General features: G+C 74.5%; 9 protein-coding genes and 1 pseudogene. 7 read left to right on the top strand and 3 right to left on the bottom strand.

What is annotated here, in order from left to right:
* Positions 1 to 27 precede the first annotated feature (27 nt).
* Positions 28 to 3,939, bottom strand: coding sequence for an amino acid adenylation domain-containing protein (locus ACFV0O_RS21535; protein ID WP_380344062.1), 3,912 nt, complete (start codon positions 3,937 to 3,939; stop codon positions 28 to 30).
* 287 nt (positions 3,940 to 4,226) lie between these two features.
* Between ACFV0O_RS21535 and ACFV0O_RS21530 the strand changes: the two genes are divergently transcribed.
* The 5 genes from ACFV0O_RS21530 (at position 4,227) to ACFV0O_RS21510 (ending at position 9,795) form a co-directional block, all read left to right on the top strand.
* Entirely contained in the window at positions 4,227 to 4,958 is a 732-nt protein-coding gene (locus ACFV0O_RS21530; protein ID WP_380344059.1) for a GNAT family N-acetyltransferase, read from the top strand.
* Between the two features lie 252 nt (positions 4,959 to 5,210).
* Entirely contained in the window at positions 5,211 to 6,473 is a 1,263-nt protein-coding gene (locus tag ACFV0O_RS21525; protein WP_360267817.1) for a MurT ligase domain-containing protein, read from the top strand.
* Positions 6,474 to 6,519: 46 nt separating this feature from the next.
* Entirely contained in the window at positions 6,520 to 7,248 is a 729-nt protein-coding gene (locus tag ACFV0O_RS21520) for a glutamine amidotransferase (protein ID WP_360267820.1), read from the top strand.
* A 351-nt stretch (positions 7,249 to 7,599) separates the two neighbouring features.
* Positions 7,600 to 8,625 carry a 6-phosphofructokinase gene (locus ACFV0O_RS21515; RefSeq protein ID WP_360267822.1) on the top strand — a complete coding sequence of 342 codons (1,026 nt, stop codon included), beginning with the start codon at positions 7,600 to 7,602 and terminating at the stop codon, positions 8,623 to 8,625.
* A gap of 174 nt (positions 8,626 to 8,799) precedes the next feature.
* Positions 8,800 to 9,795 carry a 2-hydroxyacid dehydrogenase gene (locus ACFV0O_RS21510; RefSeq protein WP_380344054.1) on the top strand — a complete coding sequence of 332 codons (996 nt, stop codon included), beginning with the start codon at positions 8,800 to 8,802 and terminating at the stop codon, positions 9,793 to 9,795.
* A 380-nt stretch (positions 9,796 to 10,175) separates the two neighbouring features.
* Here the strand turns inward: ACFV0O_RS21510 and ACFV0O_RS21505 are convergent, their stop codons facing one another.
* Positions 10,176 to 11,174, bottom strand: coding sequence for an NAD-dependent epimerase/dehydratase family protein (locus ACFV0O_RS21505; protein ID WP_380344052.1), 999 nt, complete (start codon positions 11,172 to 11,174; stop codon positions 10,176 to 10,178).
* 202 nt (positions 11,175 to 11,376) lie between these two features.
* Here ACFV0O_RS21505 and ACFV0O_RS21500 point away from each other — a divergent pair, with 202 nt between their 5' ends.
* Both ACFV0O_RS21500 and ACFV0O_RS21495 read left to right on the top strand, forming a co-directional pair.
* On the top strand, positions 11,377 to 12,429 hold the full coding sequence (locus ACFV0O_RS21500; protein ID WP_380344251.1) for a cytochrome c oxidase assembly protein: 1,053 nt from the start codon (positions 11,377 to 11,379) through the stop codon (positions 12,427 to 12,429).
* 168 nt (positions 12,430 to 12,597) lie between these two features.
* Positions 12,598 to 13,185 carry a YdcF family protein gene (locus ACFV0O_RS21495; protein ID WP_380344049.1) on the top strand — a complete coding sequence of 196 codons (588 nt, stop codon included), beginning with the start codon at positions 12,598 to 12,600 and terminating at the stop codon, positions 13,183 to 13,185.
* Positions 13,186 to 13,395: 210 nt separating this feature from the next.
* Here ACFV0O_RS21495 and ACFV0O_RS21490 read toward each other — a convergent pair.
* Positions 13,396 to 13,518 (bottom strand): annotated as a pseudogene (locus ACFV0O_RS21490) (FtsW/RodA/SpoVE family cell cycle protein); the annotation flags it as partial.
* Positions 13,519 to 13,524 lie beyond the last annotated feature (6 nt).

Genomic DNA, 13,524 nt, shown 5'->3' with positions numbered 1-13,524 from the left:
CGCGGTCACCCCGCGGTCACTCCTCCGTCACTGCGCGGTCCGCTCCACCGCCCGGATCGCGGCGGCCAGTTCCGCCACCCCGTGCTCCTTCAGCACGCCGTAGTGGTCCGCGGTCAGCTCCACCACGGCCGGCGGGGCGGCGGAGTAGCCGCTGCTGCCCTCGACGAAGGAGTAGTCGTCGCCGGCGGCCTTGAAGATGGTCACCGGGGCGTCCAGCCGCCGCTCGGCCAACTCGCGGAAGCTGTACTCGAACTCGTAGGTCTCGCCGACGATGCCGGTGATCCGGCGGATCAGCTCCTCGTCCAGTTCCGGCAGCACCCGGTGCACGGAGGCGACGAAGCCGTCCTCGTCCGCCGCCGAGGCCAGGCAGCGTTCCAGGTCGGGGCCGCTGATCCGGCCGGTGAACACCCCGAACAGGATGGTCACGTACGCGGGGTTGGCGTACGAGGCCTCACGGCCCCAGCGCCGGCCCCCGTCCTGACGCACCTTCGGGTTGCCGGGGCAGATCAGCAGCAGGTTCTCCACCCGCTCGCCGGCCTGCTCCAGCTGCCAGGCGGCCTCGAAGGCGACCCGGGCACCGAAGGAGAAGCCCCACAGCGTGTACGGGCCCTCGGGCTGGACCCGGCGCAGCTCGGCGACGTCCGCGGCGGCCGTCTCCCGGATGGTCGGGTACGGCGTCTCGCCCTCGTTGATGCCGTGCGCCTGGATGCCGTAGAAGGCACGGCCGTCGCGCGCCTCCCGGCCGAGCAGGCGCAGGTTCATCGGGTAGCCGCCCAGGCCGGGCCAGCAGAACACCGGCCGACCGGACCCGCCCGGGTGCAGCGGGATCAGCCGCGAGCCGGGGGCCCCGGCGTCGCCGCAGTCGCCGGCGGTCCCGCCGCGGGCCTGCTCGATGCGTGCGGCCAGGTCGCCCAGCTTCGGGCACTGGAACAGCACCTGCAGCGGCAGGGCGGTGCCGAACTCCCGGTTGATCCGGTTGACCAGGGCCACGGCGATCAGCGAGTTGCCGCCGGCGGCGAAGAACTCGTCCGCCACCGAGACGTCCTCGTAGCCGAGGGCCCGCCCCCAGGCCTCGGCCAGCCACCGTTCCTGCGCGGTGCCCGGGGCGACGTACTCGCTGCGGACCCCGGCCGTGCGGACGGCGTCGGAGGCGGCGAGGGCCTTGAGGTCGACCTTGCCGTTCGCGGTGAGCGGCAGGGCGTCGACGACCAGCACCCGGTTGGGGAGCATGTAGTCGGGCAGCAGGGTGGCCAGTTCGTCCTTGATGATCTCGGCCGGGCCCTTCATGTGCACGGCGTCCTCCTGCATGCCCTCGCTGCGGATCTGCTCCTCGCTCACCTTGCCGCCGAGGAAGAAGTACGACGGGCCGGTGGCGATGCCGCGGTCGGTGAGGATCTCGTCGATGCGGCGTGCGGCGGGCAGCGGGTGGCCGGACCGGGAGCTGTAACCGGAGGACATGAAGCCCAGGCCCAGGCCGTTGCGCTGCAGGTGGTGCAGCCTGGTGCCGAGCGCGACGTACTGCAGCCACGCCTCCTCGGCCCGGCTGACGGCGGTGATGCCGAACGCGGCCCGGGCGTGGACGGCCTGGTTGATCGCGATCACGTGCCGGGACTCCACCACCGCGTCCGAGATCCGGGCCGGCTCGCCGTCGGCGCACCGGTAGAGCCCGCCGGGCAGGCCCTCCACCCGGCCCTCGTGGACCTGGAGGTAGAGCTCGGTGCTCTCGGCGCGGGCCGTGCCGTCGTTGCGGACGACCGCGAACCCGCCCAGGTAGTGGTCCTCCTCGGCGACGTCCAGCCGTTCCTTGACCGACGGGTCGAGGCCGAGCGGCCGCACGTCCAGCCCGTACTCGGGCAGCACCTCCTCGAAGACGCCCAGCATGTGGCCGGTCTCGAACTCCAGCACCTCGCGGATGTTGTTCTTGTACACCGGCTCGATGGCGCCGTGCCGGCCGGAGAAGTGCAGCGTCAGGTAGGCCTCCGCGCGGGCCTCGGCGGGCCCGATCCGGACCAGGACGTGGTCGACCGGGTGGTAGTAGTACAGCCCGGCCGCGAGCCCGTCCAGGCCGCCGGTCTCCAGGTACAGCTGGGTCGCGTACAGCGCGCCCGGCGAGGCGTAGGCGTACTTGGGCAGCAGCCGCTCCTCGCTGTGGAACTGGCCGAACCAGCGCAGGATGCGGCCGAGTTCGGGGAAGCTCAGCAGTTCCAGGTCCCGGCCGAAGGCGCCGGCCGGGCGCGGGGCGAGCAGCGCGCTGAGGTCCTCGCGGGTGACCGGACCGCCGTCGTAGAAGCGGTAGGTCTTGCGGGCGAAGGTCTCCCGGCGCTGGGTCTCGCTCTCGCGCCGCCCGGGCAGTTCGACCCGCTCGCGGCCGGCCAGCCCGGCCGGTTCGCGCAGGCCGGGGTCGGAGAGCTGTGCCTTGACCTGGAGTTTGCTGGCCTTGGACTGGTGGTGGCCGCCGTGGCTGCCCTGGTCCATCAGGGCGGCCTCGCGCGGGTTGAGCTCGACGCAGGCGACCAGGTTCGGGTGGCCGGTGCGCTCGTCGTCGGTGACGACCGCGGCCGAGCGGCGCACCCAGGTGTGCTCCTCGATCGCGCGGGCTATCTCGTCCAGCTCGACCCGGTAGCCGCGCAGCTTGACCTGGTTGTCGACCCGGCCGGCGAACTGGAGGGTGCCGTCCGGGTTCCACTGCGCGAGGTCGCCGGTGCGGTACAGCCGTTCGCCGGGCGCGAACGGGGAGGGGACGAACCGCTCCTCGGTCAGCTCCGGGCGGTGCAGGTAGCCGCGGGCCAGCTGGACGCCGCCGATGTACAGCTCGCCGACGCCGTCGGCCTCGACCGGCACCAGCCGCTCGTCCAGGACGTGGCACCGGGTGCCGTCGACCGGCCGGCCGATCGGCACCGAACCGGCGCCGTCGTCGAGCCCGGCCGGGTCGACCAGGTGCGCGGTGGCGTTGATGGTGCACTCGGTCGGGCCGTACAGGTTGACCAGCGAGACCCCGGGCAGCGCCCGGCCGAGGTCGCGGGCGAGCCGCCGGGAGAGCGCCTCGCCGCCGGAGAACAGCCGGGCCAGGCCGGTGCAGTCGGTGAAGCCCTCGGTGTCCAGCAGCGCCCGGAGCAGGGTGGGCACGCACTGCAGCGCGGTCACGCCGTGCCGCCGCACGGCGGCGACCAGCGCCTCCGGGTCGCGGTGGAGACCGGGCGTGCCGGCCACCACGCGGGCGCCGACGGCCGGGGCGAGGATCTCCCACTGGGCGGCGTCGAAACTCATCGGGGTCTTCTGCAGCACGGTGACCCCGGGGTCGAGGTGCCCGGCGGCGAGCAGCCAGCGCAGCTGGGAGACCACCGCGCGGTGCTCGATCATCACGCCCTTGGGGCGGCCGGTGGAGCCGGAGGTGTAGATCACGTAGGCCAGCGACTCCGGCCGGGCCTCCTCGGCGTCGGCCTCCTCGGCCGCGCCCTGGCCGGCCGGGGCGTCGGCGGCGGGGGCGTCCTCGACGGTGACGACCGCCGTCCCGGCCGGGGCCAGCCCGGCCAGCCGTTCGCGCAGGTGCTCCTGGGTGAGCACGATGCGGGTGCCACTGTCCTCGATCATGTAGCGGATCCGGTCCTCGGGGTACTCGGGCGACAGCGGCAGGTAGCCGGCCCCGGCGTACAGGACGCCCCACGCCCCGGCGACCAGCCCGACCGACGGCTCGACGTACAGGCCGACGCAGGTGTCGGTGCCGGCGCCCAGGCGGCGCAGCTCGGCGGCCAGCCGACGGGCGGTCGCCGACAGCTCCAGGAAGGTGAGGCCGGCGCCCTCGCCGAGGACGGCCGGGGCGTCGGGCCGGGTGCTCGCCTGCCGGTCGAGCAGACCGGTGAGCGCGGTGCCGGCCGGTGCGCGGCGGGCGTGCGGGACGGCGGCGGTGGCGTTGGTGGTGGCGGACGGGGTGATGCGCATGGCAGTGGCCTTCGGTACTCGGGGGGAAGGGATCCCGACGGCCTGTTCACCAGGAGCGCCGGGCACGGGATCCACCGTCGGCCGCCCGCCGTCCCGCCCGCCTGAGGCAGCGGTCCGGACCTGTGCCGCGTCCACCCCCGGACCGGGGCCCCTGCCGTCCCGGACCCCGCGTCCGGCCGTCCCGGCCCGTCCCCGGTCCGTCCCGGTCGGCGCCGGGCACACCCGGGCATTCGGCCGTTCACGATCACGTAACCGAACGGAAGCGAAGCGTGGGTAGCGTCGGCCGCATGACGGCACCGCGCACTCGCCCCGAACGGCTCTGGCACCGGCCCTTCCGCAGGTCCGACCGCAGGTGCGTGGTGCCCGAGGGCCAGACCGTCCGGCTGCCCGTACTCACCGACGGCCCGTCCCGGGTCGCCCGGCCGCACCCGCGCCCCGAGCCCGGCCGGCACCACCCGGCCCCGGAGGCGCCGTCCCGGCTGTCCCTGCCGGACGGGACCGGGCTCCTGCTGCGCCCGGCCGGCCCGGCCGACAAGGCGGCGGCCCTGGCGATGCACGGCCGCTGCTCCCCCGCCGCGCTGCGGCTGCGCTACCACGGTCCGGTCCGCGACGCCGACCGCTACCTCGACCACCTGCTGAACCCCCGGCACGGCCACAGCCTCGTCGTGACCGCCCCGGACGGGCGGGTCCTCGCCCTCGGGCACCTGATGTGGGACGACGGCGAGGCGGAGCTGGCCGTCCTGGTCGAGGACGGCTGGCAGCGCCGCGGGCTGGGCCTGGCGCTGCTGCGCCGACTGGTGGTGGCGGCCCGGGCGGCCGGGATCGGCACGGTGTACGCGGTGACCCAGTGCGCCAACGCCGGCCTGATCGCCGCGATGCGCCGGCTCGGTGCGCCGCTGGACTTCCGGACCGAGGACGGCACCCTGGTGATCACCGCCGCCCTGGGCTCCGGCGGCCCGGGAACCGGCGGCCCCGGAGCCGACGGCCCGGGCGCCCGCGCCCACCATCCGGGCCGCTGATCATTTCTTCACCAGATCCTTACCGGGAACCCGGGGACAGCCGCCGAGCGTCACCAACCAGTGCAGGCTCCGTCCGTACACCGCCCTCCTTGACGGCCCGTCAGCAGGCCCCGCCACCGCGTCGCAGCAGGCGGCGCGGGGTCCGGATCGTCCGGCCGGGCGACGGAGTCGGTAGGCTGACCCCCGTCCCCGCCGCCCGACGGCCCGTTATCCGGTCCCGGGCGGTGCCGCAGCAAGGAGGAACCACTGAGCATGGCAGGCACCGAATCGGAGCCCACAGGCGCACGCGACGCCTCGCTGCCGGCCCGCGCCAAGATCGCGGTCACGGCCGGCCGGGTCGCCGCCGCCGTGTCGCGCAAGGCCGGACGCGGGAGCGGCTCGGTGATCGGCGGAAAGGTCGCCCTCAAGCTCGACCCCGACCTGCTCGCCACCCTCGCCGACCACCTCGACGTCGTCCTGGTCAGCGCGACCAACGGCAAGACCACCACCACCCGCCTGATCGCCGAGGCGCTGCGCGCCGCCGGCCCGGTGGTCTCCAACGCCCTCGGCGCGAACATGCCGGCCGGCATCACCTCCGCCCTGGCGGGCGGCACGGAGGCCCGCTTCGGCGTCATCGAGGTCGACGAGAAGTACCTGGCGACGGTCGCCCGCGACACCCGCCCCAAGGCGATCGCTCTGCTCAACCTCTCCCGCGACCAGCTCGACCGCGCCGCCGAGACCCGGATGATGGCCGAGAAGTGGCGCGAGGGCCTGCAGGACACCGAGGCCGTGGTCATCGCCAACGCCGACGACCCGCTGGTGACCTGGGCCGCCTCCTCCTGCAAGAAGGTGGTCTGGGTGGCCGCCGGACAGGCGTGGAAGGAGGACGCCTGGTCCTGCCCCGCCTGCGGCGGTGTCATGCAGCGCCCCGGTGACGACTGGTTCTGCCAGGAGTGCGGCTTCCGCCGCCCCAACCCGCACTGGGCGCTCCAGGGCACCCACGTGATCGACCCGCAGCGCGGCGCCTGGCCGATCCAGCTGCAGCTGCCCGGCCGGGCCAACCTGGCCAACGCCACCAGCTCGGCCGCCGTCGCCGCCGTGTTCGGCGTCTCCCCGCAGGTCGCCCTGGAGCGGATGCGCTCGGTGACCGCCGTGGCCGGCCGCTACGACGTGGTCCAGTACCAGGGCCGGGACATCCGGCTGCTGCTGGCCAAGAACCCGGCCGGCTGGCTGGAGACCTTCTCGCTGATCGACGGCCCGCCCGCCCCGGTGATCCTCTCCGTCAACGCCCTCGACGCCGACGGCACCGACACCTCCTGGCTGTGGGACGTCGACTACGAGCGCCTCGCCGGGCACCCGGTGTTCGTGATGGGCCAGCGCAAGCTGGACCTGGCCGTCCGCCTGGAGGTCGCCGGGCTGCAGTTCCACGTGGTGGACACCCTGGAGCAGGCCGTCCGGATGGCGCCGCCCGGCCGGATCGAGGCCATCGCCAACTACACCGCCTTCCAGCAGCTGCGGAAGGTCGTGGCCGGCTGATGCCGCGCCCGCACACCAGTCTTTTCGTGACGGAAGGCCTTCGAGGATGAGTGAGAGCAGCCTGCGCGTGGTCTGGGTCTACCCGGACCTGCTCAGCACCTACGGCGACCGCGGCAACGCCCTGGTCGTGGAGCGCCGGGCCCGCCAGCGCCATCTCAACGTGACCCGGATCGACGTCCGCTCCGACCAGGCGATCCCCACCAGCGGGGACATCTACCTGATCGGCGGCGGCGAGGACCGCCCGCAGCGACTGGCCGCCGAGCGGCTGCGCGCCGACAGCGGCCTGGTGCGGGCCGCCGAGAACGGCGCGATCATCTTCGGCGTCTGCGCGGGCTTCCAGATCATGGGCCACGAGTTCATCAACGACCTCGGCGAGCGCGAGCCGGGCCTGGGCCTGCTCGACGTCTGGACCGCGCGCGGCGAGGGCGCCCGCTGCGTCGGCGACGTGCTCGCCGACGTCGACCCCCGGCTCGGCCTGCCGCAGCTGACGGGCTTCGAGAACCACCAGGGCGTCACCCACCTCGGCCAGGGCGTCCAGCCCTTCGCCACGGTCAGCGTCGGCCGCGGCAACGGCACCGGTGACGGCACCGAGGGCGCCTGGCGGGACACCGTCTTCGGTACCTACCTGCACGGCCCCGTGCTGGCGCGCAACCCCGCCGTGGCCGACATGCTGATCAAGCTGGCGCTGGACGTCAACGCCCTGCCGCCGGCCGACACCACCTGGTACGACGCGTTGCGCGCCGAGCGCATCGCGGCCGCGACGCGCCCCGCGTAGTACGCCGGTACGCCCCGGCCGGGTGCCCGCGATGCGGTCACCCGGCCCGCGGGCGGCCCCGGACGTACGACAATGGGGCTGCCTACTGCACACCCTCCTCGGCAGCAGGCTTCACTTCCGCGCGGGGGCGCCGACGGCGCCGCTCCCGCGTCGGCTCCTGCCCGGCCGGACCAGGGGCCGTATGCTCGACTTCACGGCCGTTTCCGGATGATCTGTCCGGATCGGCCGGTCCTTCACCCCACGGCCGCCTCCCCGCCGCCCCGGCGCGGGGGCGCCCCGTCGCGGTGACGGCTCGTCGTCCCAGCCTGTGGTCCGGCCGTTCCTCGGTTCTGCTCGGGAGTTGCAAAGCTAATGCGTATCGGAGTGCTGACCAGCGGCGGTGACTGCCCCGGACTGAACGCGGTGATCCGTTCCGTGGTCCACCGCGGGGTGGTCGACCACGGCGACGAGATCATCGGGTTCGAGGACGGGTGGCGCGGGTTCCTGGAGGGCCACCACCGCCCCCTGACCCTGGACTCGGTGAGCGGCATCCTGGCCCAGGGCGGCACCATCCTCGGTTCCTCCCGGGTCCAGCCCAGCCACCTGCGGGACGGCGTCGAGCGGGCCAAGAAGTACTGCTCGGACCTCGGCCTGGACGCGGTCATCCCGATCGGCGGCGAAGGCACCCTGAAGGCCGCCAAGCTGATGAGCGACGCGGGCCTGCCGATCGTCGGCGTGCCGAAGACCATCGACAACGACATCGCCGCCACCGACGTGACCTTCGGCTTCGACACCGCCGTCTCGGTCGCCACCGAGGCGCTGGACCGGCTGAAGACCACCGCCGAGTCCCACCAGCGGGTCATGGTCGTCGAGGTCATGGGCCGGCACACCGGCTGGATCGCGCTCAACGCGGGCATGGCGGCCGGCGCGCACGCCATCGTCGTCCCCGAGCGCCCGTTCCACATCGACCAGCTCACCGCCGTCGTCCGCGAACGCTTCGACCGTCAGAAGAAGTTCGCCATCGTGGTCTGCGCCGAGGGCGCCAAGCCCGAGGCCGGCACCATGCACTGGGAGGAGGGCAGCAAGGACATCTACGGCCACGAGCGCTTCACCGGGATCGCCACCCAGCTCTCCCGCGAGCTGGAGCACCGCCTCGGCAAGGAGGCCCGCCCGGTCATCCTCGGCCACACCCAGCGCGGCGGCACCCCGACCGCCTACGACCGGGTGCTCGCCACCCGCTTCGGCTGGCACGCCGTCGAAGCCGTCCACAAGGGCGCGTTCGGGCACATCACCGCGCTGCAGGGCACCAACATCAACCTGGTGCCGCTCGCGGAGGCCGTCGCCGAGCTGAAGACCGTCCCGCAGGACCGCTACCTGGAGGCCGAGACGGTCCTCTGACCGCCCCCCGGTCCACCCGACCGGCCCGGCCCCGCACGAAGGCCCCCGGACCCGCCCTACCGGCCCCCGGGGGCCTTCGCGCATCCGGCGGGCACCCGCGCTCCCCGCCCGCTAGCGTGTCCGCAGACGTGGCCGCCGCACCGGCCGCCGGAGCCGACTCTGGAGGGACCGCGGATGGAGATCCTCGCGTACGGGGTGCAGGCCGACGAACGGCCGCTGCTGGAACAGGCCTTCACGGGCCGGCACGGGCTGCGCTGCCTGGACGTCTTCCTCACCCGGGACACCGCGCCGCTGGCCGCCGGCTACCCGGTCGTCAGCAGCAGCGTCAACGCCGTCCTGGACGCCGCGACGCTCGCGGCGCTCGCCGACGGCGGCACCGAGCTGATCGCCCAACGCTCCACCGGCTTCAACAACATCGACCTCGACGCCGCCGCCGAGCTCGGACTCACCGTCGCCCGGGTCTCCCACTACAGCCCCTACGCCGTCGCCGAACACGCCTGGGCGCTCGCGCTGGCCGTCAACCGCCGCCTCACCCGCGCCGCCACCCGCACCCGCGAGTTCGACTTCCGCCTCGACGGCCTGCTCGGCCGCGACGTCCACGGGATGACCGTCGGCGTGATCGGCACCGGCAAGATCGGCGAGTGCTTCGCCCGGATCGCCGCCGGCTTCGGCACCGAACTGCTCGGCTGGGACATCGCCGAGAACCCGGCCTGCCGCGAACTCGGCATGACCTACACCGAACTGCCCGAACTCCTCAGCCGCGCCGACCTGGTGAGCCTGCACGTGCCCCTGCTGCCGGCCACCCGGCACCTGATCGACGGAGCCGCGCTGGCCCGGATGAAGGACGACGCGATCCTCGTCAACTCCAGCCGCGGCGGCCTCGTCGACAGCGTCGCCCTGGTCGAGACCCTGCGCGCCGGACGGCTGTCCGGCGTCGGACTGGACGTGTACGAGGAAGAGACCGGCCTCTTCTTCACCGACCGCTCCATCGAGGGCATCGCCGACGACGTCCTCGCCCGGCTGGTCACCTTCCCCCAGGTCCTCGTCACCAGCCACCAGGCCTACTTCACCCGCACCGCCGTCGGCCAGATCATCGACGCCACCGCCCGCAACGTCGACGACTTCGCCGCCGGGCGGCGCAACGAGAACACCCTCGTCCCCAAGGACTGACCCCACGAAAGCGCCCGGCAGCCGGTCCCCGTGGTCCTGCGGACGCTTCCCCGACCCCGGGGCCGGTTCATCCACCTTCGCCGAGGCGGCGCCCCGCGCACCGTGGGCCGGGATCCCCGGGGAGCGGAACACCGGTGGGCCGTTTTCCGCTTCGGGCACCCGAATTCCGACGGCCCCTCCCGCGTAGGCGCGTGCCGCTCCTCGGATCGGGCCGAACCTCGGGGCCGGACCGAGTCCGCACCGAGAACCCGGCACGGTCAGCGGCCCGACAGGGCAGGCCGCCGACCGGTTCGAAGGCCGCGGCCGACCGTACGGCGTCGACGTCCTCGCCGCCGGGCGGCGCAGCGAGAACGCGCTCGTCCCGGCGGCGGGGAGCCGAGCTAGTCGCTGCCCCCGAGCACCGTGCGGTACCACCCGGCGGCCTCCGGGAGGCGGGCGAGCGGGCCGGGGCCGGGCGGGCAGGCGGCGAGGCGCCAGACGGCCCCGCTGCGGTACCAGTGGTCACGGGCGACCAGCGAGAACTGGCGCTCCGAGACCCGGCCGGGTGCGGCGGCCAACAGCCGCCGGCACTCCTCCCACGGCACGGCCGGGCCGTCCGGGGCCGCCAGCAGGCCGAGCGAGGCCAGCGCGGCCAGCAGGTCGCCGACACGGACCGGGTCCGGGTGGGAGGCGTGGTGGACGCCGGCCGGGGCGCCGTGAGCGTCCAGGGCGAGCGCCGTGACCAGCCGGGCCAGGTCGGTGCGGTCCACGACCGAGAGCCGGGCCTCGCCGCCCGCCCAGCGGACCGGCACCCGGCGGACCAGCTCCGCCATCGCGGGCACCACCCAGCGGTCGCCCGTCCCGGTCACCAGGCCGGGGCGCAGCACGTGCGCGCCCGCGTCCAGGGCGTGCCGCTCGCCGAGCAGCCGGGTGCGACTGGCCTCGGACAGCGGGGCGGGCGGCACCTCGTCCACCCCGATGCCCGCGTGCGGGCCCTCGCCGTACACCGCCGTCGTCGACAGGTGGACGATCCGGCGCACCCCGGCGCGGGTGGCGGCCGCCATCAGCGCGGCCGTGCCGCGGACGTTCGCCGCCTCGCACTCCTCGGCGCCGCCGGAGACCCGGGAGGCCAGGTGGACCAGCACGGCGGCGCCCTCGCACAACTCCGCCAGCCCCGTGCCGTCGGCGAGGTCGCCCGGCACCCAGGTGGTGCCGGGGCCGGCGGTCTCCGGCACCCGGCGGGTCAGCGCGCGCACCCGTGCGCCGCGGGCCGTGAGGGCCGCCAGGACCCCGGAGCCGATGAAACCGGTCGCTCCGGTCAGCGCGACCGTGTCCACCCCCGTCGCTCCCCGCTCCGCCGCCGTCGACGGTTCCGTCGCCGTCCGTGGTTCCGTCGCCATGTCCGGGCCTCCCTGCCGACCGGCCGGTCAGTCTAGCCAGCGGGCCGCCCGGCGGGGAGGGAGCCGTACGGAGGGGGTGGGGGCACGGCCCGAGGTAAGGCCCACCTAGGCTGTATGCCAAGCAAAACGGGCGAACCGGACCCCCCGCGGGGACCACGAGGACGGAAAGCAGGACCCGCCGATGGGCGACGGAATGTCAGGCATGCACCACCACGGCGGGATGACCCAGCTAGGCCCGTTCACCCTCTCCAACGTGTGGACCTGGTCCCCGGACTGGTTCTTCCTGCTCGGCGGGCTGGTCGTCCTGGGGCTCTACGCGGCGGGCGTGGTCCGGCTGTACCGGCGCGGCGACCGCTGGCCCGTCGGCCGGATGGTCGGCTGGGCGGCCGGCGTCGGCACCCTGCTGCTGGTGACCTGCAGCGGGCTGAACGACTACGGCATGGTGCTGTTCAGCGCGCACATGATCCAGCACATGGTGCTCTCCATGCTGACGCCGATCCTGCTGCTGCTCGGCGCCCCGATCACGCTGGCGCTGCGGGCGCTGCGCCCGGCCGGCAAGGGCCGCCCGCGCGGGCCGCGCGAGCTGCTGGTGGCACTGCTGCACAGCCGGTACGTCCGGATCATCTCGCACCCGGCGTTCACCATCCCGATGTTCATCGCGAGCCTCTACGGGGTCTACTTCACCCCGGCGTTCGACTTCCTGATGCAGTACCGCCTCGGGCACATCTTCATGATGGTCCACTTCCTGTTCACCGGGCTGGCCTTCTTCTGGCCGATCATGGGCGTGGACCCGGGCCCGCACCGCCCCGGCCACGTGATGCGGATCATCGAACTGTTCATGGGGATGCCGTTCCACGCCTTCTTCGGCGTGGCGGTGATGATGGCGAGCCACCCGCTGGTCACCACCTTCACCCCGGAGGGGTCGCCGCCCGGGACGGACCTGCTGGAGGACCAGAAGCTGGCGGGCGGCATCACCTGGGCGTTCGGCGAGATCCCGACCGCGATCGTGCTGATCGCCCTGGTCTACCAGTGGATGGGCTCCGAGCAGCGGCACGCCCGTCGCCGGGACCGTGCCGAGGAGCGCTCCGGCGACGCCGAGCTGGAGGCGTACAACGCCTACCTGGCCTCGCTCCACAAGCGCGACCGGACCCCGGGGGCGGGCATCGCCCCGGGTGCCCCCGCGGTCGCCCCGGTGGCCGCCCCGGTGGCCGCCCCGGTGGCCGCTCCGGGCGCACCGGCCGCCGAGACCGGCTGAGTCCGGCCGAGTACGCCCCCTATCCGGAACCCTCGTTCCCGGGAACCCTCGTTCCGCCACCGGAACGGGGGTTCCGCCGTTCCGGAGGCGGGGCGGGGCCAGGCCCGAACCGGCAAGGACCGGGGCGGTGGCCGGAACGGTGGTTCCGCCGTACACGTTCGAACGGATATGCGCGCCCTGCTGATCGTCGCCGCCCTGCTCTGCGGGTACCTCCTGCTCTGGCTGCTCGGCTTCCTCGGCCTGGCCCTGCACCAGCGCCGCCGGCCCGCACCGGTCGGCTCCGACTACCTGGTCGTCCTGGGCGCCGCACTGGACGGCTGCGAGCCCGGGCCCACGCTGGCGGCCCGGCTGGACGCCGCGCTGGCGCGCCTGGCCGCCGAGGAGGCCGCCGGGTACGCCCCGCTGGTCCTGGTGACCGGCGGCAAGGGCCCGCACGAGCAGTGCACCGAGGCCGCCGCGATGGCCCGCTACCTGACCGCCCGGGGCGTCCCGGCCGAGCGGATCCGGTGCGAGGAGCGGGCCGCCAACACCGCCGAGAACCTCCGTTTCAGCGCCGCCCTGATGGCCGCCGAGCGCCCCGGCTACCGGTGCACGGTGGTCACCAGCGGCTTCCACACCGTCCGCTCCGCGCTCGCCGCCCGCCGGGCCGGCGCGCGCGGCGACGTGCTCGGCGCGGACGGACCGCTGGCGCACGGCCCGTACCTGCTGGTGCGCGAGGCTTTCGGCACCGCGCTGGCCATGCTCGGCCGGGTCTGAACCGGCCCGCCGGCGCGCGGCCGGGGACCGGTGCCGGACCGAGACCGAGGCCGGACCCGGGGACCCGGGACCCGGGCGGAACGCGGGGAGGGCCCCCGGGGGGCGCCCCACGGCCCCGCGGGGGCCCCCGGGGGCGCCGGCCATCCCGAACATCGCACGGAGGGGGTGGCCCCCCCCGATCCCGATGGGGTGCGGGTCGCCGGAGGAGATCAGCGGCAGGGTCAGGCCCTTGGTCGGCAGGATGCCCAGGTTCACGCCGATCGAGACGAAGGTCTGCATGCTGATCCACAGGCCGATGCCGAAGGCGATGTAGCCGGAGAAGTGGCGCTTCATTTCCAC

Source organism: Kitasatospora sp. NPDC059577 (genome assembly GCF_042735475.1).
In the GTDB taxonomy this organism is placed as follows: domain Bacteria; phylum Actinomycetota; class Actinomycetes; order Streptomycetales; family Streptomycetaceae; genus Kitasatospora.
Note: the sequence above shows the minus strand (reverse complement) of the source record. Positions and strands in the feature narration are given on the sequence as shown.